Source organism: Paenibacillus sp. cl6col (assembly GCF_900102125.1).
GTDB lineage: Bacteria > Bacillota > Bacilli > Paenibacillales > Paenibacillaceae > Paenibacillus_B > Paenibacillus_B suaedae.
In genome coordinates, this window is record NZ_FNAZ01000002.1 from 327,914 (window position 1) to 354,498 (window position 26,585).

A 26,585-nucleotide genomic window follows, 5' to 3' on the forward strand; every position below is an offset into this window, starting at 1 on the left:
AGACCTGATTGCCAAAAGTGCAGTCAGGTCTTATTCTAATATTACATAGAAATTGACACCCTAGAAATGCATACGAACTTAATATTCCTAATAATCGGAGCAGAGCAATTATGAACTTGTTATCAGTAATGAGCACACGTTTTCTTTCGCAGCGATGGGTATTATGGTTATTGTTTTGGAGCAATCTTCTTGGAACAATTTACGGTTACTACTGGTATAAAAACCAGTTGATCTATACGTGGGAGCATCATCCTGCATGGCAATTGATCTTCGTTCCAGATAGTCCTACGGCAAGTCTGTTCTTTACGATCAGTATTGGATTTTTGCTATTTCGGCCGCAGCCTCGAACCATATTCGGCATGATTGCAAAACGTATAATTGAAGCGTTAGGTGTTGTTACGTCGATTAAATATGGGATTTGGGCATGTGTCATGATTGTCGCTGGAGCTTATTTGGGTTCGCCAATGGTATGGCAGGATTGGATGCTAATTGGTTCACACTTGGCGATGGCGGTTGAAGGGCTGTTATTTGTCCGGTTGTTTGCATTTGGCAGTGCAGCGCTGACGCTGGCAGCGTGCTGGACATGGCTTAATGATACCGTTGATTACAGTGCTGGGGTGTACCCATGGCTTCCGTATACGCTAGTAAATGAACTGCCTGCAGTATGTATTTTTACTTTTACATGGACAGGGATTAGTGTCGTTATGACTTGGCTAGCAATGCGCTATCGAGACCAAAGAACGAACATATCGAAGGAAGCTATGTTCTAAATGTGGACATCCTCCCATACGATGATGGGGGAGGGATGTACATGCGTGCGGTAATGGTTGTGTTATGTATTCTCGGATTCCTAGGACTGCCCGATTTTACATATGCGGGGTCTCGACTTGCTGCTGATCCGGTTCAGACGGCGAGCGAGAAGTGGAAGCAGCTAGATCAGTATGCAGAACAGATTTATCGGGCGAGCGTTGCAGGAGAGATCGAGAAAATACAGCAAGCGGTTCATGCTATGGGCAAGCTGTTCACGGAGACAACATTTAATGATGTGACAAGTGTTGAGGGTGTACGTGCACTTAGCGATGCAATCGTACAAGTGAAGCGGATATTGCCTTCCATTCAATTGAAGCAAGAGGAAATGATGAGTGCATCGGCCAGATTGCGCCTTGCTACGGACGCTTTAACCAATCCGAAGCAACCGATGTGGCTCCAATACGAGCAGGTGCTGCGTGATGATATGGCACGATTGCTTGCTACGGATAATAAGAGAGAATGGATTCCCTATGCCAACCGCTGGTTGGAGCATATTGATCGGATTCGTCCTGCTGCGACCATCCAGCGAGATGTACAGACGATTGAGATGATGGAGTCGTTAAGCCAACTTATCCGTGAATCAATAATGGGAAAACACAGTCCTAAGGAAGCAAATCAGGCATTAAATAAATATGGGGACTCGGTGTTGATCCAGTTATTTGGTTCGAGTAAGGCGAACCCGACATTAGGGCCGCTTGCTTATACACCGATGCCGTTTCAGTGGATTTTTATGCTGGCCTTTATCGTATGCATGATGTTGGCTTATGTAGGTTTTCAGAAGTATCGCTATGAACAATATGCTATTCGTCCAGGGAACTTCCGCAATAGTAAGAGGTAGAAGGCAGTAATATCAGTATGTCGTTCGGACAGGCAAGGAATGAAAAAAAGAATGAAGGATGGGATGGGCGAATTCTTCTAGGAATGCCTATCTTACAGTAGACCTCGATATAAGCCAGCGACAGCAGGCTTGCTTCGAGGTCTGTTTATTGTAATTAAGATATGACTTGAGTAGAACGGTGAGCAGGCGGTGGGAGGGGAATTCCCAGTGTTCGCGAAGGCAGAGCTTCTACTTACTCCTCTCGAAATCCTTCACCAAGCACATCATGTACATCGTTCACAACAATAAATGCCCGTGGATCGATTGTTTTTACGATCGTTTTGAAGCGGCGAATTTCTGTGCGGCTAACGACACAGTACACCATTTGCTTCTGGGAGCGGGAATATGCTCCTACTGCTGGAATAAGTGTGACCCCGCGTTCCATTTCTTTTGTAATCGCATCCGCAATCTCCTCCGAATGATCAGAGATAACGGTAAATGCTTTGGCTGCATATGCTCCCTCTTGAATAAAATCGATGACTTTAGAGGAAATGAATACAGCAACAAGCGTATATAGAATTTTTTCCTTCGGAATATAGAACAAAGCAGCCCCTATGATGAATATATCGAGGATAAGGATGAATTGCCCCATGCTGATACCGAATTTACGGTTCGCAATCCGGGCGATAATATCGACGCCACCTGTGGTACCGCCAAATCGAAAGACAATACCGAGTCCAGTTCCTACGGTAACGCCAGCGTACAAGGTGGCCAAAATGAAGTCATTCGAAGTTTGAAATGGTAAAATCCAATGCATGGAGACCGCACGCTCGAATAACCATAGGAAGAATGTGAGGTTAAGAACACCGTAAAAACTAAGTGCCAGCTGCTTCATGCCAAGTGCTCTCCATCCGATGATGAACAGTGGGATATTCAAAACTAGTGTAGAGATTGATGGATGAATTCCTGCTGCATAATTCAATAGGACGGTAATTCCAGTAACGCCGCCTTCCATCAACTGATTGGGCATAATGAAGTAAATTAATCCAAATGCAAAAATCGCTGTTCCAACCGTTATCGGGAGAAACGTATTCCAAATGCGTTGAACAATGGTCGATTTCACAAAAATTCAGGCTCCTTTAGGCAGGTAGATGCTCATTCGTTCATTAGTATATCGGATTACGAAGCAGATAAAAAGCATTTGTTTTCCAGACGGTGATACGATAACATAGTAGCAGAAAGTAACGAAGTCGTTACCCTCATTAATAGGTTAGCAGATTTCATTCATTTCAAACCACTTTTGCATGAATAAAGAAGGGGATCGTATGACAAATCCAGAGATGAAGTCTTTCCTCACTTCCCTGCGAAGCAAGCCACTCGCGCAAATGCAGCAGGAAGTTGATGACTACATATCACAGTTTAAGGAAGGCTACTTCAGCCCCCTTGCGATGCTTGCCCGATTGTCTGAAGAAGTAGGGGAATTGGCGCGTGAAGTGAATCATCGCTATGGGGAGAAGCCGAAGAAGGCTTCAGAAGAAGACAACTCCATTGAGATGGAGCTTGGAGATATATTGTTCATTCTGTTGTGCTTCTCGAACTCGCTCGGTATCGACTTGACGAAGGCTCATGATGCCTGCATGCACAAGTTCAATACACGTGACGCGAATCGATGGACACGGATTGATGAGCAGACATCAAACGAATCATAATCGAAAAAAAACATATCGTTATTGGAGCAGTTGGGGGGACATAAAATGAAACGAATTCGCGTAGCCGTCTCGGGTGCAAGCGGACGCATGGGAAGAGAAGTTGTGAAAATGGTACTGCAGGACGAGTCCTTGGAACTGGTTGCAGCAATTGCACCGTCAGCGGGCGCTGTCGATGCGGGCACGCTAGTAGGTCTACCTGCATGCGGTGTTACAACTACAGCAGATGTTGAAGAGACACTGCAGAAGGTAGAAGCAGATGTCATGGTTGATTTCTCGATCCCGCAGGCCGTAATGAAGAATACGATGCTTGCAATTGAGTATGGAGTTCGCCCTGTTATTGGGGCAACAGGCTTCCAGCCGGAAGAGATTGAGCAATTGACGCAACTTTGCCAAGAGAAGAAGCTTGGTGGTCTGATTGCGCCGAATTTCTCTATTGGGGCAATTCTTATGATGCAATTTGCACAGCAAGCGGCCAAGTATTTCCCGGATCTCGAGATCATTGAATATCACGGAGATCAGAAGCTTGACGCTCCTTCCGGAACCGCTGTAAAGACAGCAGAATTGATCTCTCAGGTAAGAGCGGAGCATCGCCAAGGCAATCCGAATGAAGAAGAGAAGATCGAAGGTTCCCGCGGCGGATATTACAACGGATTCCGCATTCATAGTGTTCGCTTGCCAGGGGTCTTTGCTCAGCAGGAAGTTATCTTCGGGGGCTATGGGCAATCTCTTAAAATCCGTCACGACTCCTATGAGCGTGCAGGGTATATGCCAGGTGTGAATATGGCAGTCAAGAAGGTAATGAATCTGGAGCAATTGGTATACGGCTTCGAGCACCTACTTGATGACTGATCAATTGACTTCGATTTCGCTTAATGCTGTATGCATTTGTATTTTTAGATAGCTCGAAATGAATGTGAGCAGGGGACACACAACGGAGGGATAGACATGCTAAATATCGCATTTATTGCACATGATCGCAAAAAAGATGAAATCGTTAATTTTGTTATCGCATATGAAAAAGTGTTCCAAGGTCATAAATTATATTCAACGGGTACGACAGGGCTGCGCATTATGGAGCAGACAAGCCTGGATATTCATCGCTTCCAGTCTGGCCCGCTCGGCGGCGATCAGCAGATCGGCGCACTTGTTGCGCAAAATGAAATGGACTTCATTATCTTCTTGCGCGATCCGTTAATGGCTCAGCCTCACGAGCCGGATATTATTGCTCTTCTTCGCCTATGCGACGTGCAGGGCATTCCAGTTGCAACGAATATTGCGACAGCAGAAATTCTTGTTAAGGCGCTTGAACGCGGCGACTTCGCATGGCGTGAACTGACACATAAATATAAGCCGGGAACGGAAGAATGATGAATACTCTCGACATTCTTGCATTCGGAGCGCATCCTGATGATGTCGAGATCGGCATGGCGGGCACGATTGCCAAGCATACGAAGGAAGGGTATCGTGTCGGCATTTGTGATTTGACTGAAGCGGAGATGTCCTCGAATGGTACGGTAGAGCTGCGCAGAGAGGAAGCGAGGGAAGCAGGAGAAATCTTGCGGCTCTCGGCACGCGGTAATTTGTGCCTTCCTGATCGCGGCTTACAGGTAAGCAAGGAGCATATCGATGCGGTGGTAACCGCTATTCGCAATCATCGTCCTCGTATTGTCTTCATGCCTTACTGGGAGGATCGTCATCCTGATCATATTGCCTGCAGTCGCATTGTTCAGGAAGCAGTGTTCAATGCAAAGCTGCGGCGTTATATGCCAGAGCTGCCTGCGCATACGGTTGAGCAAGTCTATTATTACTTTATTAATGATGTTGCTGCTTCTCAAGTTCTGGTTGATGTGTCTGATGTATATGATCAGAAGCGGAAGTCGCTTCAAGCATATCGCTCTCAGTTTATGAAGCCAGATGGCGACAATGAATTTGTCGCAACTCCATTGAATCAGAATTATGTGGAGCGGGTTGCTGCACGAGATTCGCTGCTTGGTCAGACTCGCGGATTTGAGTATGCGGAAGGGTTTGTCGTGAAAGGCCCGTTTGCGGTATCTCTTTTCTTGTAGTAATCCGTGTGAGTGAATGGCGAAAAGGGGGATCAGCTATGAAGGAAGGTCTTAAAATCGGCATTACGTGTTATCCGTCGCTCGGTGGCTCTGGTGTTGTGGCGACGGAGCTTGGCAAGCTATTGGCTGAGCGGGGACATCAGGTTCATTTTATTACACATAATATTCCGTTTCGCTTAGGTGCAAGCTTTCAGAAGAATATTCATTATCACGAGGTCGATGTTAACGATTATTATGTCTTTCGTTATCCTCCTTACGATTTATCTCTGGCAAGCAAGATGGCTCAAGTGGCAAATATGCAGCAGCTTGACTTGCTGCATGTTCATTATGCGGTTCCGCATGCGGTATGCGCTTATTTGGCGAAGCAAATGGCCCACCCAGGGCTGAAGGTAGTCACTACCCTGCATGGAACCGATATAACGGTATTGGCTCAGGACGAATCGCTCAAGGATATGATTCGCTTCGCCATTAATGAGAGTGATGCGGTTACGGCTGTATCGAATGATTTAATTAAAGAAACAAGAGATTTGCTTGATATTACACGACCGATTGATCTTACGTACAATTTTGTTGATAAGCGTGTGTACTATCCAAGGGAAGTTGCTCAATTCCGTGCCGACTTCGCCTACCCGAATGAGAAAATATTGATGCATATCTCGAACTTCCGCCCTGTTAAGCGGGTGAGTGATGTGGTGGATATTTTCAATCAGGTTCAGGAGCAAGTTCCGTCACGCCTCGTCTTCGTCGGAGAAGGGCCAGACATGCCGAAGGTGCAGTGCCGCATCCGAGAGTTAGGACTGGAAGATCGGGTACATTTCCTCGGCAAGCAGGATGAAATCGCACAGGTGATTTCGCTGGCAGATGTGCTGCTGCTCCCATCCGAGAAGGAGAGCTTCGGGTTAGTGGCCCTGGAAGCAATGGCTTGCGGTGTACCTACGATCGGCTCCGAAGCAGGGGGCATACCAGAGCTGGTGAGCCATGGAGAGACGGGTTTCTTAGCACCAACAGGAGATACAGCGGCGATGGCCAATTATGCGATTCGACTGCTGTCTGATTCGCAATTGTCGCAGAAGATGCATGAGGCATGTCTGCATCGGGCACGACATGTATTCTGCAACGATCTCATTACGTGGCAATATGAACAAATTTATTATCGTGTGCTTGGGAAGGAAGCGTTGGATCCGAAGCCGGTGTGCTGAGGGTGATCTGCTGTATACCGTACCCATTACCACCACACGTCGAATGCGCGCAATGGCCATCTCCGTTGCGCGCTCTTGTATGTATTGATGGGAGGAGACCTGATGATGGGCGATGAATATGGAAGCAGGGGCGGCTTGACCGATAATTCGCTGTTCCAGGAAGCGGAACAAGTGATGAACTGTCTCCTGGAAGCGGGGTTCAGTGCTTATATGGTTGGGGGCTGTGTCCGCGATCCGCTGATCGGGCGGCCGATCTATGATGTGGATATCGCGACATCCGCCCACCCAGAACAGGTAGTGGCTTTGTTCCCAAAGGTGATTCCAACAGGGCTGCAGCATGGGACGGTAACTGTTGTGATGCCGCAGAATACCTATGAGGTGACCACCTTTCGCAAGGAAGCGGCGTATGAGGGGCACCGTCGGCCAGAGGAAGTCGAATTTATTGATGATCTAGATGAGGATCTAAGAAGACGGGACTTCACGATTAATGCGATGGCTAAGGATGTGAACGGGTGCATTCATGATCCATTTGGTGGACAAGCCGATCTGAGAAGGCTCATCATCCGTTGTGTCGGCACAGCCGAGGAGCGTTTCCGCGAGGATGCGCTGCGAATGATGCGGGGTGTGCGCTTTGCGTCTTTGCTTGGCGGCGTGTTCGCCAAGTCGACTTGGAAGGCGCTGCGGGTCAATAGGGAGACGCTCGCATTCGTTGCGATGGAACGCGTGCGGGACGAGCTGTGGAAGCTTACAGCAGGACCGAATCCGGCGCGCGGATGGGGGCTGCTCGTACGCAGCGGTCTCCTGGGTCATACGAAGGAGCCGCTGGGAGCACTTGCGTCGACCGATGCTGCCGTGTGGCAGCCGCTACTGTGCGCGCTCGGCCAGGTGGATACGGCCGAGAAGCGCATGGCGCTGCTGCTGCTTGGGCATGAGGTCGACGAAGCGGAGGCGCAGCGCATTGTGCAGGCGCTGCGCTGCTCGGGCGCGCAGCAGGACGCCATGCTGGCCGTCCTGCGCGCGGACGCCCGGCTCGCGGCTGGCGGCACTGCCGCCTTGGCCGCGGCCGGGGAAGATAGCGGCGCCTTGGACGCGTGGCGCCGCACCTTCGCGGAGACCCTGTTCGCTGTCGGTGAACAAGGTCTCCGCGATGCACTCGCGTGCCGCCGCGCCCTACTGGGCGTTGGGGCGGCGCGCGAGTATGCGGCTGCAATGCAGCCGTTCCTCCAGCACGGCGAGGCTTGGCTGGAGGACATTCCCGTCCGGGGCTTGCGAGATATTGCCCTGACGGGCTCGGATGTGTTGCAAGCCACAGAACGGATGGCAGGGCCATGGCTACGCCAATGCTTGGAGCAGGTATGGCTCTCCGTAGCATTAGGGGAACTTGCTAATGAGCGCGAAGCTCTGCTTGACTATGTAAGGAAAGCGTGGAATGAACAATGAGTGACCAATTACTAGCATGGTTCAAAGAGCATCCAGGAGAGTTTATATCCGGTGAAGAGATTAGCCGGAGACTTGATATATCACGTACCGCCGTGTGGAAGCAAATCAATCGTCTTCGTTCGAAGGGCTACGAATTCGAAGCTGTGCCGAAGCTGGGCTATCGACTCGTTCAAATGCCAACGCAGCTGGATGAATTGTCGCTGCTTGAGAAACTGAAGACGAGCAAGCTGGGTCACCAGCTACGTATCATTGCCCGTACGGAATCGACGCAGAACGAAGCGGCTGTGTGGGCACTGGAAGGAGCAGCAGACGGTGCGGTCATAATCGCGGAGGAACAGACAGGGGGGCGAGGTAGACAGGGAAAAAGCTTTCACTCTCCCGCAGGCAAGGGAATATGGATGAGCCTGATCCTCCGCCCGCAAATTCCGCTACAATTCACGCCGCAGTTGACACTGCTTTCCGCAGTTGCGCTATGCCGCGCAATGAAGCGGATGACGGACGTGGATTTAGGAATAAAGTGGCCCAATGATATTTTGTATGAAGATAAAAAAGTATGCGGAATACTGACAGAATCTTCAGCTGAGGATGAACGACTTGTTCATGTTATTGCGGGGGTTGGCATCAGTGTAAATTTGGAAGAGCATGACTACCCAGAGGAATTGAGGTCTAAAGTGACATCGCTCAAAATTGCTTCGGGTAAGGAAATTGATCGTGCCTCACTGCTTGCAGAGTGCTTATTTGAATTAGAGCAGTTATACAAGCTGTATGTTGAGCAAGGATTTGCACCGATCCGTACGCTATGGGAAGCGCAAAGCGTAACCATTGGACGCAGTCTGTCGGTGACGACCCCGAACGGAATTGTATCTGGGGTTGCACAGGGACTTGATGACTCCGGAGCGCTTATCGTGCTGGGCGAGGATGGTTGCTACCGGAAAATTTTTTCCGGGGATGTACACTTTACGTGATGTAAGTAGGAATAAACTTTGGTATAATAAGTGTCGGCTTGGCGGTATCCTCGCGGAACCACACCGGCCACACACAGCAAGGAAGAATGAAGTTAAGTGCATATTCCTTGACGAACGTGTAGCACGTTTCTGCTCTGAGCCGAAGGGACCGAGACAGAAGGACGTCCGCTTGCGACCTCTTTTTTTCTTATGGACCCTTTTAGTGGAAATGCTAAAAGGTTTTTTGTTTTGCACACACTAAGAAAAATGCGCACAGCAACAGCTATCAGGCAAAAGAGATGATGGAAGATTGTGTTGAAACGCGCCAAAGAGACGTTGAAGGAGATGAAGAAAGAATGAACAAACCGAAGCAGCCACTAAGTATTGTCAAAATGAAAACGATGAAGAAACAAAACGAACCCATTGCCATGGTGACAGCCTATGATTATCCTACTGCCCGATTGGCAGAGGAAGCGGGCGTCGATATTATCCTCGTCGGTGATTCCTTGGGCAATGTCGTGCTAGGCTATGATTCTACATTGCCAGTTACGATCGATGATATGGTATACCACTCCCGCGCAGTGCGCCGGGGAGCGCCGAACACGTTTATTGTGACTGATATGCCATTCATGACTTACCACAGCACGGTGGCTGAGACGCTGAATGGGGTTCGCCGCATTATGCAAGAAGGACACGCAACAGCTGTGAAAATGGAAGGCGGAGCGGAGATTGCACCTATGGTCAAGGCTTGTGTGCAGGCAGGTGTGCCGGTACTCGGACATATCGGCTTGACACCGCAATCGGTACATCAAATTGGAGGATATCGAATCCAAGGCAAGACGATGGAAGATGCACAGCGATTGCTTGAAGATGCCCTAGCACTGCAGGAGGCGGGAGCCTTCGGTGTTGTACTAGAACTTGTGACGGATGAGGTGGCTGCTTATATCTCAGAACGGCTAGAGATTCCGACAATCGGAATCGGAGCCGGTGTCAAATGTGATGGGCAGGTGCTCGTATTCCATGATATCGTACGATATGATGCAGACTATCGTCCTAAGCGGTTCGTAAAAACATATGCGGATGTAGGAACGACCATTCGTGAAGCGTTTGCTTCTTATGTAGAAGAAGTGAAGCAGCGCACATTCCCAGCCCAGGAGCATGTATTCGCTGCAGATGAGGAATTGGCAGGACAATTATACGGAAGTGGGAAGGTGCAGACACCATGATCACAGTACATTCCATACAAGAGCTGAGAGACGCGCTGCGTCGCATGAAGCTTGAACATAGACGTCCGGACGGAGACCCAACCATTGGCTTCGTTCCGACGATGGGGTATTTGCATGATGGGCATGCGAGCTTGTTAAGCAAGGCTCGCAGTCAATGCGATATTGTAGTCCTAAGTATATTCGTCAATCCGATACAGTTCGGGCCCAACGAAGATTATGAGAAGTACCCTCGTGACGAAGAACGGGATCTGGCGGTAGCGAAGAAGCATGGTGCGGATATCGTATTCATGCCAACACCGGACATGATGTATCCTACACCTACCAAAACCAAAGTGCATGTGGATGACATTACAAGTCCGCTGTGTGGTGCTACGCGTCCGGTTCACTTTGACGGTGTGACAACCGTTGTTACGAAGCTGTTCCACCTCGTGCAGCCAGATCAAGCCTTCTTCGGTATGAAGGATGCACAGCAGGTTGCTGTCATTCAGCGCATGGTGGAGGACTTGAATTTCCCAGTTGAGATTGTTCCATGTCCGATTGTACGCGAAGCAGATGGTCTGGCAATGAGCTCGCGCAATGTGTATTTGTCTGAGGGAGAACGGGCGCAAGCGCTCGTACTATCCCGCTCACTGCGTCAAGTTGACGTCTGGCTTGAAGAGAATCCGCAGCTGACAGCCCCAATGCTTCAGCAGAAGATGAAGGATATGATAGCACAGCAGCCGTTGGCAGACATCGACTATGTTGAAGTATTGAGCTTCCCAGATTTGGAGCCACTGGCGCCGGAGATGTCGCTAGATCAGCGAAACACCAATATTTTGATTGCACTTGCAGTCAAATTCGGTCGGACAAGATTAATTGATAATCGTATGTTAACTCATGGAGAGTAGGGTGAACTAAATGATGCGCGAAATGATGAAATCCAAAATTCACCGTGCTACGGTGACAGAAGCAAATCTGAACTATGTTGGCAGTATTACGATCGATGAGCATTTAATGGAGCTGGCTGATATTTGGGCGAATGAAAAAGTTCAGATCGTAAACAATTATAATGGAGCTCGCTTAGAAACTTACGTGATTCCAGGGCCTAAGCATTCAGGGGTGATTTGCTTGAATGGTGCGGCAGCTCGATTGGTACAACCAGGGGACAATGTCATTATTATTTCTTACGCATCCATGACGAATGAAGAGGCACGTCAATACAAGCCGAATATTGTTTTTGTTGATGGAGATAACAAGCCTGTTGAAGTAATGAATCTAACAGAAGAGCATTCAACCATTCGTTAATGCATTTCAATTAGGGGCATGATTATGGCCGAATTGCTTGCTTGCGCTACCATGCAGGACGTATTGCTGCTCTGCTTCGCTGACAACGGAAGCCAGCGCACGGGAATCGTTGGAGCACCGAATGAAACTTAGCTGTGAGACACACAATGAACGTGAGCCGATAAGACAACGATACGCAACACTTGTGAAGGTGGGATGGAATCGTGCTGCAACATGTATTCGAGACCATGAATGAACTGTTGGATGAAGTGATTGCTCAATACCCGCATGCGAAGGGAAAGCAAAAACAGGAACTCGATCATCAAGTGTCGCTGCTTCGCTCCATGAGTGACCATATTGTGGAGGAATGGCTGCGCTTCGAAGAGCGTCTGTCATTGTTAAGGCCCAAAGCAGGCAAGGGAAGCTCAGTACCCGTACAGCCATGCCCAGTGAAGGAGAGCAAAATAGCTATTCCGGACTATGGGGATCCCTATCAGCGGGGTCAGGGGTATTATTTGCTCATGATGTATAAGGAAGCAGTTATGTTTTTGGAACAGGCGGCTAAGATTCAGCCAGAGAATATCGAGGTGCGCGCGTATTTGGCGATGTCGCACTTGCATTTAGGGAATTGTCAGGAAGCAGGACATCATTTTCAACTTATCATACCTTTGACTGACAACAACAGCATGAAGGCCATTGCCTGCAATGCGCTTGGCTGCATTCATGCGAAGCAGCATCAGTTTGCACAGGCAGAAGCATGCTTCCTGAAGGCGCATGAATGGGATCCGGCTCTGCCGGAACCGATTATGAATTTGAAGGTATGCCAGTCCAAAAGCGGTCATTTTGAACTCGGCGGCGAGCACATGATGCATATCCAATAACATGCATGTAATATCAATGATTCATGACATCGGAGGGGAACGACTGTGTGGAAAAAATACGCACAGATGTTTCCCTCTAGTCATTTCCAAACGCCTGAACATCTGTTATGCTAAGAACAGAAATTGTGAGAGGAAAGCTATTGAGATGAGATTTGCTGTTTTGGATTTTGAGACGACCGGCAGTCAGCCGAACGATGAAATAATTCAAATTGGTTTGGTTATTCTTGGCCATGATTTGAAGATAGAACGCGAATATCATACGCTTGTGCGGCCAACTGTTCCCATACCGGAATTTATATCGCAGCTCACTGGCATTACCGGGGAAGATGTGAAGGATGCTCCGGATATTGATGATGCCATGACGGGGCTTGTCCCTTTGCTAGGGGATGTCGTACTGGTCGGCCATAATGTGGCCTTCGATTATCAATTCCTATGCAGGGCGCTGGAACAGACAGGATATTTGCCGTTCACAGGTCGTATATTAGATACAATTGAACTGCTTCGCATCCTCTTTCCATCGCTGCCTTCCTTCCAGCTTGGTTCTGTGTCACATGAGATGGGGATTGTTCATGATCGCCCGCACCAAGCAGACAGTGATGCGAGGGCGACAGCAGATATATTTATTCGCTGCTTAGAAGCGATTGACCAGCTTCCGTTATTGACGCTACAGCGCGTCGTTGATGTGTTTGGCGATCAAGAGGAGCGGGATTTGAAATGGCTGCTTGCAGAGAAGCTTCAGGAGCGTGAGGTGTCTGATTGGACAGAAGAAGAAGGGTATTATCCGTTCCGCCAATTGACGTTGAAGCAAACGGATTGGACAGAGACGGAGGCGCCGCGTGATTCTTCAGCAGAGAACCCACTTAAGGGAGTGACCTTCGCTCAGTTCCTAGATCAGGTTAAGACGAATCTGGCAAGCCGTTTGGATAATTATGAGCCGCGCGAATCGCAGGAGCAGATGTTCAATGAAGTGATGGAGTGCTTCGAACAAGAGCATCACCTGCTAATCGAAGCAGGTACTGGTACCGGCAAGTCGCTTGGGTACTTACTGCCATCCATATATCAGAGTGTTTCTCAAGAGAGCAAAGTGATTGTTAGCACACACACAATCAATCTGCAAGAACAACTGAGACAGCGTGATTTGCCGCTCTTGGAGAAGATTGTGCCGGTTCCATTTAAGGCATCCGTATTAAAAGGCCGCAGTCACTATTTGTGTTTGAGAAAATTTGAACATAAAATAAGTAATAGAGAGTATGTACATGCACGCGATGATAGTTTGACAGCTGCCCAAATGTTGGTGTGGCTCAGTCAGACGGAGCATGGAGATGACGAAGAACTGCATTTCGTTCATAAGGGTGCAGACTTCTGGGATACCGTTGCCAGTGATAGTGATTCCTGTCTGAATCGCGCATGTCCTTGGTTCCGTCGGTGCTTCTACCACCGGGCGAAGAATGATGCGAATTTATCGGACATTATTATAACGAATCATTCCCTATTGTTTACGGACGTGATTGCGGAGCATCGTTTGCTCCCCGCATACGAGCAGCTTGTCGTAGACGAAGCACATCACTTCGAAGAAACGGCAGGCAAACATTTAGGCATTCACTTGCAATATTTTTCACTCATTCATCCGCTGACCCAATTGTTCAAAGACAGCAAGAATGGTGCGCTTGTATTGCTGCAGCTGCGTCTTCGCTTGTCAGGCAATGAAAAAGCGCTCGTATGGGCTGAAGGGATCGAGAAGCTGTTAACACAGCTTGTCGATGTTAAGGATCAATGGGATCGGCTGCATGAGCTACTCTATCAAATGCTTCCTTCCATGAATGAAGCGGGGCAGGCGGAAGGCGGGCAAGCTGTTCTCCGGCTGCCATCTGGCAATCGTCCTGATGGATGGAGCTCCGTATCGGAGCTCGAAGGCGATATTCACACGCGTTTAAGTGATATTGTTCGTTCGGGGGAGAAGCTCGTCAATGAATGGAAGGATTATGATGATGATGAAGTGCAGGGCGTCACGGCTGATGTGACAGGTTTATTCAAGGACATAGGGCAGCTTCGCGATGAATTCCGTGAATTTATGCAAGGCAAGGATGCGGATACCGTCTACTGGATGGAAGGCAATCTCCAATACAAGCATAAATCAATGCAAATGTATGCGGTCCCTGTCGATGTAAGCGAAGCGCTGAAGCGATACTTCTTCGAGCCGAAGAAGAGCGTAATCTTAACTTCGGCTACATTGTCCGTTGATAAATCATTCCAATTCGTAGCTGAACAGCTTGGCTTGAAGGATGCGCAGCGGGATGGCCGTCTAAATACGGTCATACTTCCGTCGCCGTTCAACTACCGGGAACAAGCACTTGTTGTCATCCCGCGTGACTTCCCTAGTGTGAAGGGAGCATCAGATGCCAAGTTTAACTCGACGCTGATGCAGTCCTTGGCTGATGTAGCCAAGGTAACAGAAGGACGTATGCTTGTCTTATTCACGTCATACCGCATGCTGCGGGATGTGTATGAACCGCTGAAGGAGGCGCTTAGCCTGCATGGCATTCAAGTGCTGGGACAAGGGATTGACAGCGGCAACCGAAGCAAGCTGACACGCCGATTCCGAGATCAGCCGAATTCAGTCCTGCTAGGAACGAGCAGCTTCTGGGAAGGCGTTGATATTCCAGGAGATGCGTTGACATGTCTTGCGATTGTACGGCTGCCATTCCAGCCACCGAATCATCCACTCGTGGAAGCGAAGTGCGATCGGCTGAAGCGGATGAATCAGAATCCATTCCGCAAATATTCCGTCCCACAGGCTGTAATTCGCTTCAAGCAAGGATTCGGCCGCCTTGTGCGTACGACGCAGGATAAGGGAATTGTCATCATTTATGACACTCGTGTAATAGAGACAAGCTACGGCAAACATTTTCTTTACTCGCTGCCTGGCCCAAAAATGGAGCATATGGCAACAGAACAACTTGTACCACGTATTGATACGTGGCTAGACCATAATCAAAGAGGCATTGGAGAGCGATGAGAGGGGCTTGTTAGAATGAAAGCACTAAAGATATCAGAAGCTGTCGTTCGGCGATTACCCGTGTATTTACGCCATCTATTGGAATTGAAGCAGCGAGAAGTGCTCACAGTTTCTTCTCAAGATTTGGGACAGAAGCTGAACTTGAATCCTGCGCAAATTCGGAAGGATCTAGCGTATTTCGGCGACTTCGGCCGCAAGGGCATTGGGTATGATGTATCGTATTTGATTCAACAAATCAGACATATTTTGAAACTGGATCAAGTTATCCATGTTGGATTGGTCGGTGCAGGTAAATTAGGTCACGCACTCTGTAACTACACCGTATACTTGAAAGATAATATGAAGATCGTTGCAGTGTTCGATGCACAGGAATCCAAAATCAATACCGAGATAAATAACCTGAAAGTTCAGCCGATGTCTGACCTAATTACGACGGTACGCGAGAAGCAAATCCGTATCGGGATTATCACGGTTCCTGCTACAGAAGCTCAGTATGTAGCTGATCAATTTGTAGAGGCGGGAGTAGAAGCGATCTTGAACTTTGCGCCTGTCATTTTGAGGGTTCCTTCGAATATCCGTGTGCATACTGCCGATTTTACAACGGATTTGTTCAGTTTGGCCTATTATTTATCTGATAATGGAAAGGAAGTACCCGCCGAATGACACACCGAATCATTATTAAAAATGGCATGTTCGCCGATTTGTCTCCAACTGCGAAGCAGTCCTCATTCCATGGGTTCATGGTTGTTGAGAATGATCGCATCGTTCATATTGGATCGGAGCTGCCTGAGCAATATGCAGCAGCTGATGCTGAAATCATCGATGGCAAAGGTCTATTTTTCATTCCAGGCCTTGTTAATACACACGGGCATGCTGCAATGTCTCTGCTTCGTGGGTATGGGGATGACTTGGCGCTTCAGACATGGCTGCAGGAGAAAATGTGGCCAATGGAAGGCAAGTTCACGGCCAATGATGTCTATTGGGGAACAGCTCTGTCTGTGATCGAAATGCTGAAGGGCGGTACAACAACCTTCGTAGATATGTATGACTACATGGACGAAGTAGCGAAGGTATGTGAGCAATCCGGTATCCGTGCATCGCTTATGCGCGGTGCGATTGGCTTATGCCCAGAGGATGTACAGCGCGAGAAGCTGAATGAGGCGATTCAATTCGCGAAGGATTGGAATGGGAAGGCAGATGGCCGCATTCGTACGATTATGGCGCCGCATGCTCCGTATACTTGTCCTCCAGCCTTTATTGAGAGCTTCGTACAGGCTGCTCATGATCTGGATTTGCCATTGCACACGCATATGTCAGAGACAAAGGCAGAAGTTGAACAGAATGTGAAGGATTATGGACTGCGTCCGGTTGCGCATTTGGAGAAGCTCGGATTCTTCTCCCGTCCTTCCTTCGTTGCGCATGCTGTTCATTTGACGGACGAAGAGATTGAGACGCTTGCGAAGTATCAAGTTGCGGTGTCCCACAATCCAGGAAGCAACCTTAAGCTGGCGAGCGGTGTCGCTCGTGTTCCTGAGATGCTGCGTGCGGGTGTTGTTGTATCCTTGGGTACGGATGGTGCAGCAAGCAACAACAATCTGGATATGTTCGAAGAAATTCGCCTTACGGCCTTGATTCATAAAGGGGTGTCCGGCGATCCAACTGCGGTTCCTGCTGCAGAGGCGCTGCGCATGGGTACGATCTATGGCGCGCAGACCATTCGTCTTGACGATATTGGAGCGCTTGAAGTAGGCATGAAGGCTGACTTCGTTGCGGTAGATATTGATCAGCCTCATTTCCTGCCACATACCGACTTGGTATCCCACATGGTATATTCAGCGTCTGCGAAAGATGTCAAGCATGTATGGGTTGACGGCAAGCAGGTTGTGAAGAATGGGGAATGTTTGACGATGGATGAAGAACGAATCCTTCGCGAGGCGCAGCAATGCTTTGATGGCTTGCTGGCAAGATAGGCAGGAGGAGAATTCATGCAGAGAAGACGCGTACGCCGGAGGTCGCATTGGAAGTGGTTGATTCCGGTACTCGTTCTCTTATTTCTAGTCGGATTGTTCTTCGCCACTTATCAGTATGTGCAATACATCAATAAGGACGAACGGGTCAAGGAAGCGGAAATAATAAAGCGGGCGAATGAAGCAGTGAAGCTCGTAAATGTGACAGAAGTGGAGAAGGGTGTATGGGATCAAGTCGTATACATGGTGCGGGGAACTGACGAACATGGTAAGGAGCAGACCGTGTGGGTACTCCCTGATAAGGTAACTCCTATGGCGGAATCAACCTCTAAAGAGACGATTCAAGCCCAGATAGAAGCCCAATATCCGGATGCGGATGTAATCCGCATTACGCCAGCATTTAAGGATGATCAATATGTATGGCAGGCATTGGTCAAACGCAAGGATGAACAAGGGGTTGTTCATTACTTCTATCATTTCTATTCATTTGCGAATGGTTCCTCAATAGGGGATGTCTATACGCTGCCTAATAAATAACGTATTCAATGTTAGCCAATAACGAGTAATAGGCGATTTTGCAGCGCTGCTGCTTTGCATATGACGTACATATTGTACGCTATGCGAAGCAGCAGCGCTTTTTGTATTGTAGCAGCTCCATTTCGATGGCAATCATGGTACACATTACATCCATAGTTGAAGTAACATATGTGATATACTCTTGATATATCAGAAAGAGATTACTAGGGGTATTGATATATATATTTGCAACAGGAGGTTTCAGCATGGCGAAAAAGATTCGAATCATGCCTACTTTGCTCATTATGGTCACGACAGCTGTTGCACTATTTGGAGGTTGGACACTGTATGAACGTAATTTCGTGAAGCAGCCTGTGGAACGAGTATTGAAGCAGCATGCTGAAATTACGCAGTATGATGTTCAATGGTATCCTGATGCGCTGCAAGTGAAGCTGAAGAGCAAGGATGGCACCAATATTAGCACCCTGATTGAAAGAGTGTCGGACGAGCTGCAACAGAATTCGAGCGGGAAAAAAGTACAATTGGAATACTTGAATGATGAGAGCACGCCGCTTATCGATAAGTTATGGTCACGTGCAATGTTCGACATTGCAGATGCAATGGTACATCAGAAATACAGCGATATTCCTGTTAGGTTGAAGGAACTGCAGCAGCAAAATCCAGGTATTCAGATCCAAACGGAAATGGATTCACGATATGTGTATATTCAACTCAAGGATGAGAAAGGAAGCAAGACCGTATTGCTTCCTTTGCAAGCATCGCCTGTGGGGGTATGGCCTAATGAAAAAGCAACGGAAATCCGTTCGTAGTTGGGAATTGGCATTAGGGATCGTAATCCCAGCGATATTATTTGTCAGTTATCTTGGAGTTAATATATGGCCGGTCATCGCGGCAGTTGCCGCGATCAGTGCTCTTCTGCTGTTTGTAAATCGCAGAGGACAAGCTGGCTTGGCGCGTTCGTCAGGGCGTGTGAAGTCAGGCAATAATCAGATTAGTGAAATGAGCTTCGAGCGTATTGGCGGGCAGGATAGAGCCAAGAATGAATTGATTGAAGCTCTTGATTTTCTGGTACGGCCAGATGACATTCGTAAATTCGGTATTCGTCCTATGAAAGGGATATTGTTAACAGGCCCCCCAGGGACGGGGAAAACATTAATGGCGAAAGCATCTGCTCATTATGCAGACGCGATATTTATTGGTGTGTCAGGCAGTGAGTTTGTTGAGATGTATGTCGGTGTCGGAGCGGGACGTGTACGAGAGCTGTTCAAGGAAGCAAGACAGCGTGCAGAGAAAGAGAAAAAACAAAATGCAGTTATCTTCATTGATGAAATTGATGTGATCGGCGGCAAGCGTGAAGGTGGGCAACAAAAAGAGTATGATCAAACGCTCAACCAGCTGTTGACGGAGATGGATGGACTGTACGCAGATGAGTCACCGCGTATTCTGGTAATGGCCGCCACAAACCGTAAAGAGATGCTGGACAGTGCATTGCTGCGCCCAGGCCGTTTTGATCGTCATATCCAAGTAGATATGCCGGATAAGAAGGGACGCAAGCATATTTTGGAGCTGCATGCTACGAATAAGCCACTGGCGGAAGAAGTAAGTCTGGAGCAAATCGCAGAAGAAACGTTCGGCTTCTCAGGCGCTCAATTAGAGAGCGTCCTGAATGAGGCGGCTATTTATGCAATGCGTCAGGAGCAAGAGGCGATTACGATGGAGCATCTCTCGCTTGCGATTGATAAGACGTTAATGGGAGAGAAGAGTGATCGAGAGACGAATGAGGAAGAACGACGCCGGGTGGCGATTCATGAACTTGGACATGCGATAGCCGCAGAGCTTGTCCGACCGGGAAGCGTATCTCAAGTTGCGTTAAGCCCTCGCGGCCAAGCATTAGGCTATGTTCGACATCAACCACAGGGAGATCGCTACCTGTATACAAAGCCATTTCTTGAGGAGCAAATCATCATTGCGCTGGGCGGATCGGTAGCAGAGGAGTTGTTCTACGGCAACCGTAGTACGGGCTCACAGGGGGACTTCGATCAAGCACTCAACATTGTAGAGACGATGGTGAATGCAGGATTGACGGATCTCGGCATTGTACGTTTGAAACATCTCTCACCAGATGTCTTGACAAAAGAAACGCAGACGATTATGGTAGATTTGACCTATCGAACGCGTGAATTGTTGGAACAGCACCGAGATGCTTTTGAGCGATGTTTGCAGCGTCTGTTGGAAGAGGAATTGGTGAACGGAGATACGTTCCGGTGTCTGTTATGTGACAAGAAACAATTACCAGCGTGATTTCACGCTGGTTTTTCTTTTTTGCTCTCATATTCATGATAAGATAAGGTGAGGTACCTATGCACTGATAACGAAACCATCATCTCGGGTACACTATGCAGAGCATAGCAACAAGAAAGGTGGAAGAAACCATGTTTTTCAAAAAGATCGGCGTCATCGGCGGCGGTACAATGGGCCAAGGCATTGCAGAAATGCTTGCTGTCAAAGGCTTGGACGTGCTGTTGGTGGAGCAATCGCCGGAGAAGCTGGACCACGCGTATGAAATGATTGAAACGAGCCTGGATAAGCAGCTTGAAAAATGGGCAATCACACAGGCCGAAAAAAAATTAATTCTTTCGCGCATACATAAAGTGACGCATCTGGCGGAACTAAGTGCATGCGATATGGTAATTGAAACAATATCTGAAGATCTGGAAGCGAAGAAATTGGTCTTCGCTGAACTGGATCGCGTATGTCCAAGCAGCATTATCTTGGCGAGCAACACATCAACACTGTCCTTGACAGAAATGGCAAGCTCAACGAAGTATCCTGAGCGTGTTATTGGCATGCACTTTATTCATCCGGTCTCCAAAGTCGATCTCGTGGAAATTATCCGCGGGTTGAAAACTTCTGACACTACTTTCAATGAAACAAAACGTTTCGTTGAAGAAGTTGTGCAAAAGAAAGGCATCATGGTATATGAGTCGCCAGGCTTTGTGACTTCACGCATGATCTGCCTTCTTATCAATGAGGCATTGCATGAATTGCAAGAAGGCGTCGCTTCTGCAGAAGATATCGACAGCGCGATGAGAATCGGATATAATTTCCAATACGGGCCGCTTGAAATGGCTGACCGTTTCGGCTTGGATTCCATACTTGCAGCGTTGGAGCGTATGTTCCGCGAGTTCGGCGATATTAAATATCGTCCGTCCGTATTGCTGAAAAAAATGGTGCGCGCAGGCCACCTCGGCGTGAAATCGGGCGTCGGATTTTTCAAGTATGATAAGGATGGGGATAGACTATGAAAATACTCGTAATCAATGCAGGCAGCTCCTCACTTAAATATCAGCTGTATGATATGCAGGACGAATCGGTACTGGCAGCAGGCCGTGTAGAACGTATCGGAATGGATTCCTCCATTCTCATTCACGAACCGCATCACACGGATGAAATTACAGAAGTAAGCGAAATTCTTGACCATACGATTGCGATTCGTAAAGTATTGGACAAGCTGACAGATGCTAAGGTTGGCGTAGTTAAGACGATCAATGAGATTGAAGCTGTTGGACACCGTGTCGTTCACGGCGGTGAATCGTTCAGCAATTCCGTATTGGTTGACTCCGAAGTCAAAGCGGAAATCCGTCGTCTGTTCGATTTGGCTCCACTGCATAACCCTGCTCACATGATGGGAATTAAGGCAGTAGAAACGAACTTGCCGGACGTACCGCAAGCAGTTGTATTCGATACTGCTTTCCATCAAACGATGCCTCAGAAGGCATACATGTACGCGATCCCGAAGGTGCTCTATAAGAAGCACAAAGTTCGTCGCTACGGCTTCCACGGGACTTCCCACAACTATGTAAGCCAACGTGCGGCTGAAGTTGTTGGACGCCCGCTCGAAGACTTGAAGATCATTACTTGCCATATCGGTAATGGCGGCAGCTTGACAGCGGTTGAAGGCGGCAAATCGATCGATACTTCGATGGGGATGACTCCGCTTGAAGGATTGATGATGGGTACGCGCAGCGGTGACTTGGATCCAGCTGTCGTACCATTCACAATGATGAAGGAAGACTTGACGGTCAACGAAGTCAACTCCATGTTGAACAAGCATAGCGGCTTGCTTGCAATCTCTGGCTTGTCCAGCGACATGCGTGAAATTACGGATGCAATGGCTGAGGGCGAACCAAATGCTACTTTGGCATTCGAAATGTATGTATATCGCCTGCGCAAGTACATCGGTTCATATGCTGCAGCGATGGACGGCGTAGATGTGATCGTATTTACGGCAGGTGTGGGTGAGAACTCCATCGTAATCCGTGAAGCAACATGCGAGAAGCTGACGTTCTTGGGCGTTGAAATTGATCCGGAGCTGAATAAGATTCGTTCGAAAGAGCCGCGTCTCATTTCGACTCCGAATTCCAAGGTTCAAGTTCTTGTCGTTCCTACGAACGAGGAGCTTATGATTGCACGGGATACTTACCGCCTTGTACAAGATCGAAATAATTAATGCGTAAGGGAGAGAGCGATCGATGACGACGACTTGTGTCATCCGCGAAGTTAGCCGTCATGTGGGCGAAGAAGTCCGCATGGGGTGCTGGCTGCACAACAAGCGTTCCAGTGGCAAGATTCAATTCCTGCAGCTGCGTGACGGTACTGGATTCATCCAGGGTGTTGTAGTGAAAAGTGAAGTGCCGGAGGAAGTCTGGGAAGCGGCGAAGAGCTTAACACAAGAGAGCTCCTTGTATGTAACCGGGACAGTTCGTGAAGAGCCACGTTCCAAGTCCGGTTTTGAAATGACTGTAACGAATGTGGAAATCATTCAGATTACAGAGAATTATCCAATTACACCGAAGGAACACGGTGTTGATTTCTTGATGGATCACCGTCATTTGTGGCTGCGTGCACCGAAGCAGCATGCCATCTTGACGATCCGTGGAGAAATCATTCGCGCGGTACAGCAATTCTTCGATGAGAAGGGCTTCACACTGGTGGATCCTCCGATCCTGACGCCTTCTTCTTGTGAAGGGACGACAGAGTTGTTCCATACCAAATACTTCGAAGAAGATGCATTCTTGACACAGAGTGGTCAGTTGTACATGGAAGCTGCTGCTATGGCACTCGGTAAGGTATACTCGTTCGGACCGACGTTCCGTGCTGAGAAGTCGAAGACGCGCCGTCACCTGATCGAGTTCTGGATGATCGAGCCGGAAATGGCGTTCGTCGATCATGAACAGAACCTGAAGGTACAGGAGCAATTCGTATCGCATATCGTACAATCTGTGCTGGAGAACTGCCGTCCAGAGCTGGAGACGCTTGGCCGCGACACTTCCAAGCTGGAGAAATGTGTAGCGCCATTCCCACGCATTACGTATGATGAAGCAATCAAATTCTTGCAAGAGCAAGGATACGATATTCCTTGGGGTGAGGACTTCGGTGCACCGCATGAAACGGCAATCGCTGAGAAGTATGAGACGCCTGTATTCATCACGCATTATCCAACGAACATCAAGGCGTTCTACATGAAACCGGATCCGAACCGTCCAGAAGTTGTTCTGTGTGCGGATATGATCGCTCCAGAAGGTTACGGAGAGATCATTGGTGGATCTCAGCGTATTGATGATCCTGCCTTAATGGAAGAGCGCTTCAAGGAGCATGAACTGTCTCCAGAAGCGTACCAATGGTATATGGACTTGCGCAAATACGGTACAGTTCCACATTCCGGATTTGGACTCGGGTTGGAACGTACAGTAGCTTGGATCTGTGGGTTGGATCATGTCCGTGAGACAATTCCGTTCCCTCGCTTGCTGTATCGCTTGTACCCATAAGCATATTGCTTGGATTTACAGTTTATGAAGATCGTCCCGTATCGCAACAGCGATGCGGGGCGTTTTTTTCACTAGTGACAAAGCCCTATTTCTACTGTTTGAAAACGTTGCCAATTTAGTGCTTATCAAATAGCCGTTCGTATGAGACAATAGAGGGGTAGTGAAGCGGAGAGGGGATTTATTGTATGAGTGGAGACGCTTTTCGCACCTTTGCTAAAGGGATGGCGCTAGGCATGCAATCAGGCAGCATCAGTGTGCCGTACCATCTGCTGCGCTGTTATCGACAGTTGAAGCTGAACGATACGGAGGCTATGCTGCTCATTCAGCTTATAGGCTTTAAGCAGCAGGAAATGAAGGACTTTCCGACGATTGATGAGCTGCAGGAACGAATGGGAACAGCTCCAGAACTTGTGATCAAATCACTTCAGCGCCTGTTGAAAGATGGCTTTATCAGCATTGATGAGGAGATCGATGCGGCTACGGATATTCAATATGAGCGTTATAATCTGACTGGATTATGGGAGAAAATGGCTGTGCTCCTGACGGAAGAGATACGAACGGAACGTCAGCGACTCAGACAATCATCTGCCTTAACGGATTCGGATCAGCCGAATCTGTTCAATATATTCGAGAAGGAATTCGGTCGTCCTCTTTCACCAATGGAATGTGAGACGATAGCTGGGTGGATTGATCAGGATCACTATCCAGAGGAACTGATCTTATTGGCGTTGAAGGAAGCCGTCTTTGCAGGCAAGGTGCACTTCCGCTATGTGGATCGCATCCTGCTGGAATGGAGCCGCAACCGCGTTCGCTCGATTGAAGATGCGAAGGCTTATACACAGAAATTCCGTTCTAGTGGAAGATGAGGTATGAGCTCCTGTAAGTTTGCATGGGAAAATAATTTTGAGGTTGCTGCAGAGAGGCTGTAATGGTGTTTCGGCGGCAATCTCAGATAATAATCTTATTCGGTTCTGGTTCTACGATCATGTATCAATGGACGAACACGGATAGCTTGATATTGACCTTGATATGGAAATGTTTAAAAAATCTCCGCCTTTTACTTCTCATTTGATATAGCCTCTACATATATTGTTCTTATCTGGATCTTTACCTTTATTTGTTGACTTTCCTTTAGTTATTCGAAACGACGATATATTCAATCTGGAGCTCTCATTCAGCTTATATGTGAGTTTTGTTAGATCGCTATGGAGGAACAACGCATGATTTATTTTCAAAATAGTGCAGAAGGATCAGAAGGACTTTGCAATCAGTTAATGTCCGTTTTTCGTGCCGTTGGTGAAGCGTTATATCATGCGAGCGAGGGCTCTCCTGCAGGAATCCTTTTACAAAATGTTCAAACGAGAACCTCGGTTGATTTTGATGTTACTCCGTATTTTCGAAGCATAGCAATCGATTGCTTCGTTGATGTACATGCGTTGCAGCAATTACTGTCAAGTCGACAGATTGATGTGAAACGTGCTGAAGAAGTACAAGCAGAAGTACGTAATCAAGCGGTTAACTGTAAAAGGTATCCGATCCGGCAGATGTCAGCAATCGAAAATAAAAATAGCGGATTGTTCATTGCCAATGCCTTTCCTTTCGCTAAGCACATCGTAGAATTATCTAATTTCATTATCGCTTCTATGTCCGAGAAGCATCAGTGGATAGCGGCTCATCTAAGAATTGAAAAAGATTTATTGCTAATTTCCGATATAAAAAGTATGGGGCTAGAACATTATGCGGAAAGTCAGCTTCACTGTATTTATGCTTGTATGGAGGCTAAGCAAAAGGTATCAGCCATATATTTAGCATCCGGTTTATTGGATGAAGAGTATGCAGCGATCGCAAAAGGGATACAGGAAAAAAACGGGGATATTATGATTTATAATAAAAAAATAGTGTTAGAAGGAAGCCCAAAACTGAAGCAGAAATTTGATTCCTTATGTCTAGAGGAACAAGCGCTGGTCGATTGGCTTGTATGTATTCATGCTCCTTATTTTATTGGACCACATTCCTCATCCTTTTCATATTTAGCGGGCTACATGCGTCATTATCGTAGTTATCAACCAGATACGCTGGATTTATTTCCAACGTATCAACCTTATTGGGATATGTGGTTTCCTTGCGTATAAATGATGTCATTCCTACACATGAATGATAAAGCCCTCTGTCTATTGTGACTGAGGGCCTTATCAGTTTTATGGAACAATAGCTAGAATTTATTGATGAAGTGCTTGTTTGCGGTATACATATTCGAACAAAAATTCGAATGCCTCCAGATGACGTTTGGCTTCAAAGGCATTGGCACCCCAAGCATATATACCGTGCTTCCGCAGCAGAATACCCGGAATACGGGGGTCAAGAGACGCTGTAACACAGGGTACGATACGGGGGATATCAGCGTAGTTAGGTACAACAGGGATGTGAATTTTTGCGTCTTCCTCCCAAATATTAAACGCTTTAATTAATTCCACGCCTTCGACGGGTACAGCACCACGATCTCCATATAAATCAGATACGATCGTGTTGAATACCGTATGTATGTGGAAGATGGCACCACATCCAGTGAGTCGATAGATTTCACAATGAATTAAGGTCTCGGCACTAGGCTTGAGATGAGTGGCTTCCGTTGCACGGCCATTCTCATCGACGAACAGGAAATCTTCGGGAGTATGGATCGATTTGTCTTTGCCGCTGGCTGTGATGGCAAATTGGAAGTGTTCTTGCTGGATGTCACCAACACGAACGGAGAGGTTACCGCTTGTTCCTGGGAACCAGTGGCGGCTGGCAAATTGCTCTTTGATTGTTCGCAGCTCTGCAAGTGCTCGCTGCTTCTGCTCTAAAGTGAGCGTATGCGTATTCATTCTATAGGTTGGCTCCCT

The 26,585-nt window shown here is 47.8% G+C and carries 26 protein-coding genes; 24 read left to right on the forward strand and 2 right to left on the reverse strand.

Annotated features, from left to right (window positions below; genetic code table 11):
- Positions 1 to 110: 110 nt before the first annotated feature.
- A complete protein-coding gene (locus BLS15_RS05670; protein WP_090510414.1) occupies positions 111 to 770 on the forward strand; it encodes a DUF1405 domain-containing protein in 660 nt (219 codons plus the stop codon).
- 41 nt (positions 771 to 811) lie between these two features.
- Positions 812 to 1,648: a sporulation protein YpjB gene (locus tag BLS15_RS05675; protein WP_090510419.1), complete on the forward strand. Its 837-nt coding sequence runs from the start codon at positions 812 to 814 to the stop codon at positions 1,646 to 1,648.
- Between the two features lie 232 nt (positions 1,649 to 1,880).
- Here the strand turns inward: BLS15_RS05675 and BLS15_RS05680 are convergent, their stop codons facing one another.
- Positions 1,881 to 2,750 carry a YitT family protein gene (locus BLS15_RS05680; protein WP_090510423.1) on the reverse strand — a complete coding sequence of 290 codons (870 nt, stop codon included), beginning with the start codon at positions 2,748 to 2,750 and terminating at the stop codon, positions 1,881 to 1,883.
- Between the two features lie 202 nt (positions 2,751 to 2,952).
- On the opposite strand from BLS15_RS05680, the gene BLS15_RS05685 reads away from it, so the two are divergent.
- From BLS15_RS05685 to BLS15_RS05790, 22 genes are all read left to right on the forward strand, one after another.
- Positions 2,953 to 3,336, forward strand: coding sequence for a MazG nucleotide pyrophosphohydrolase domain-containing protein (locus BLS15_RS05685; protein ID WP_021254661.1), 384 nt, complete (start codon positions 2,953 to 2,955; stop codon positions 3,334 to 3,336).
- A 45-nt stretch (positions 3,337 to 3,381) separates the two neighbouring features.
- On the forward strand, positions 3,382 to 4,185 hold the full coding sequence (gene dapB, locus BLS15_RS05690; RefSeq protein ID WP_090510426.1) for a 4-hydroxy-tetrahydrodipicolinate reductase: 804 nt from the start codon (positions 3,382 to 3,384) through the stop codon (positions 4,183 to 4,185).
- A gap of 96 nt (positions 4,186 to 4,281) precedes the next feature.
- Positions 4,282 to 4,704 (forward strand): methylglyoxal synthase, encoded by a 423-nt coding sequence (locus tag BLS15_RS05695; RefSeq protein ID WP_021254659.1) that lies wholly within the window; start codon positions 4,282 to 4,284, stop codon positions 4,702 to 4,704.
- The gene (bshB1, locus tag BLS15_RS05700; RefSeq protein ID WP_090510932.1) at positions 4,704 to 5,402 is read left to right on the forward strand and encodes a bacillithiol biosynthesis deacetylase BshB1; all 699 of its coding nucleotides are present in this window, start codon (positions 4,704 to 4,706) and stop codon (positions 5,400 to 5,402) included. Before BLS15_RS05695 ends, bshB1 begins: the two co-directional genes overlap by 1 nt.
- Before the next feature lie 38 nt (positions 5,403 to 5,440).
- Positions 5,441 to 6,601 (forward strand): N-acetyl-alpha-D-glucosaminyl L-malate synthase BshA, encoded by a 1,161-nt coding sequence (gene bshA / locus BLS15_RS05705; RefSeq protein WP_090510429.1) that lies wholly within the window; start codon positions 5,441 to 5,443, stop codon positions 6,599 to 6,601.
- 102 nt (positions 6,602 to 6,703) lie between these two features.
- Entirely contained in the window at positions 6,704 to 8,041 is a 1,338-nt protein-coding gene (locus BLS15_RS05710; protein WP_254777289.1) for a CCA tRNA nucleotidyltransferase, read from the forward strand.
- Positions 8,038 to 9,006: a biotin--[acetyl-CoA-carboxylase] ligase gene (locus BLS15_RS05715; protein WP_021254655.1), complete on the forward strand. Its 969-nt coding sequence runs from the start codon at positions 8,038 to 8,040 to the stop codon at positions 9,004 to 9,006. Before BLS15_RS05710 ends, BLS15_RS05715 begins: the two co-directional genes overlap by 4 nt.
- Positions 9,007 to 9,341: 335 nt before the next feature.
- The gene (panB, locus tag BLS15_RS05720) at positions 9,342 to 10,211 is read left to right on the forward strand and encodes a 3-methyl-2-oxobutanoate hydroxymethyltransferase (protein WP_021254654.1); all 870 of its coding nucleotides are present in this window, start codon (positions 9,342 to 9,344) and stop codon (positions 10,209 to 10,211) included.
- Complete coding sequence (gene panC, locus BLS15_RS05725) at positions 10,208 to 11,098, forward strand: pantoate--beta-alanine ligase (protein ID WP_021254653.1); 891 nt, start codon at positions 10,208 to 10,210, stop codon at positions 11,096 to 11,098. Before panB ends, panC begins: the two co-directional genes overlap by 4 nt.
- 10 nt (positions 11,099 to 11,108) lie before the next feature.
- Positions 11,109 to 11,495, forward strand: coding sequence for an aspartate 1-decarboxylase (gene panD, locus BLS15_RS05730; protein WP_021254652.1), 387 nt, complete (start codon positions 11,109 to 11,111; stop codon positions 11,493 to 11,495).
- A 203-nt stretch (positions 11,496 to 11,698) separates the two neighbouring features.
- The gene (locus BLS15_RS05735; protein WP_021254651.1) at positions 11,699 to 12,355 is read left to right on the forward strand and encodes a tetratricopeptide repeat protein; all 657 of its coding nucleotides are present in this window, start codon (positions 11,699 to 11,701) and stop codon (positions 12,353 to 12,355) included.
- Between the two features lie 145 nt (positions 12,356 to 12,500).
- The gene (dinG, locus tag BLS15_RS05740) at positions 12,501 to 15,371 is read left to right on the forward strand and encodes an ATP-dependent DNA helicase DinG (RefSeq protein ID WP_021254650.1); all 2,871 of its coding nucleotides are present in this window, start codon (positions 12,501 to 12,503) and stop codon (positions 15,369 to 15,371) included.
- A gap of 15 nt (positions 15,372 to 15,386) precedes the next feature.
- On the forward strand, positions 15,387 to 16,034 hold the full coding sequence (locus BLS15_RS05745) for a redox-sensing transcriptional repressor Rex (RefSeq protein WP_021254649.1): 648 nt from the start codon (positions 15,387 to 15,389) through the stop codon (positions 16,032 to 16,034).
- Entirely contained in the window at positions 16,031 to 17,341 is a 1,311-nt protein-coding gene (locus BLS15_RS05750) for an amidohydrolase (RefSeq protein ID WP_021254648.1), read from the forward strand. The genes BLS15_RS05745 and BLS15_RS05750 overlap by 4 nt, the downstream gene beginning before the upstream one ends.
- Before the next feature lie 15 nt (positions 17,342 to 17,356).
- Positions 17,357 to 17,875, forward strand: a complete 519-nt coding sequence (locus BLS15_RS05755; RefSeq protein WP_021254647.1) for a hypothetical protein — start codon at positions 17,357 to 17,359, stop codon at positions 17,873 to 17,875.
- A 245-nt stretch (positions 17,876 to 18,120) separates the two neighbouring features.
- Positions 18,121 to 18,684: a quinolinate synthase gene (locus BLS15_RS05760; RefSeq protein ID WP_254777290.1), complete on the forward strand. Its 564-nt coding sequence runs from the start codon at positions 18,121 to 18,123 to the stop codon at positions 18,682 to 18,684.
- The gene (locus tag BLS15_RS05765) at positions 18,656 to 20,176 is read left to right on the forward strand and encodes an AAA family ATPase (protein ID WP_090510434.1); all 1,521 of its coding nucleotides are present in this window, start codon (positions 18,656 to 18,658) and stop codon (positions 20,174 to 20,176) included. Before BLS15_RS05760 ends, BLS15_RS05765 begins: the two co-directional genes overlap by 29 nt.
- A 131-nt stretch (positions 20,177 to 20,307) precedes the next feature.
- On the forward strand, positions 20,308 to 21,180 hold the full coding sequence (locus tag BLS15_RS05770) for a 3-hydroxyacyl-CoA dehydrogenase family protein (RefSeq protein ID WP_021254644.1): 873 nt from the start codon (positions 20,308 to 20,310) through the stop codon (positions 21,178 to 21,180).
- Positions 21,177 to 22,385: an acetate kinase gene (locus BLS15_RS05775; RefSeq protein WP_021254643.1), complete on the forward strand. Its 1,209-nt coding sequence runs from the start codon at positions 21,177 to 21,179 to the stop codon at positions 22,383 to 22,385. Before BLS15_RS05770 ends, BLS15_RS05775 begins: the two co-directional genes overlap by 4 nt.
- 22 nt (positions 22,386 to 22,407) lie before the next feature.
- A complete protein-coding gene (asnS, locus tag BLS15_RS05780) occupies positions 22,408 to 23,703 on the forward strand; it encodes an asparagine--tRNA ligase (protein ID WP_021254642.1) in 1,296 nt (431 codons plus the stop codon).
- A gap of 185 nt (positions 23,704 to 23,888) precedes the next feature.
- Complete coding sequence (locus BLS15_RS05785) at positions 23,889 to 24,569, forward strand: DnaD domain-containing protein (protein WP_028533086.1); 681 nt, start codon at positions 23,889 to 23,891, stop codon at positions 24,567 to 24,569.
- A 354-nt stretch (positions 24,570 to 24,923) separates the two neighbouring features.
- Positions 24,924 to 25,835 (forward strand): O-fucosyltransferase family protein, encoded by a 912-nt coding sequence (locus tag BLS15_RS05790; RefSeq protein ID WP_021254640.1) that lies wholly within the window; start codon positions 24,924 to 24,926, stop codon positions 25,833 to 25,835.
- An 87-nt stretch (positions 25,836 to 25,922) separates the two neighbouring features.
- Here BLS15_RS05790 and mtnB read toward each other — a convergent pair whose 3' ends face one another.
- Positions 25,923 to 26,567, reverse strand: coding sequence for a methylthioribulose 1-phosphate dehydratase (mtnB, locus tag BLS15_RS05795; protein ID WP_021254639.1), 645 nt, complete (start codon positions 26,565 to 26,567; stop codon positions 25,923 to 25,925).
- Positions 26,568 to 26,585: the final 18 nt, after the last annotated feature.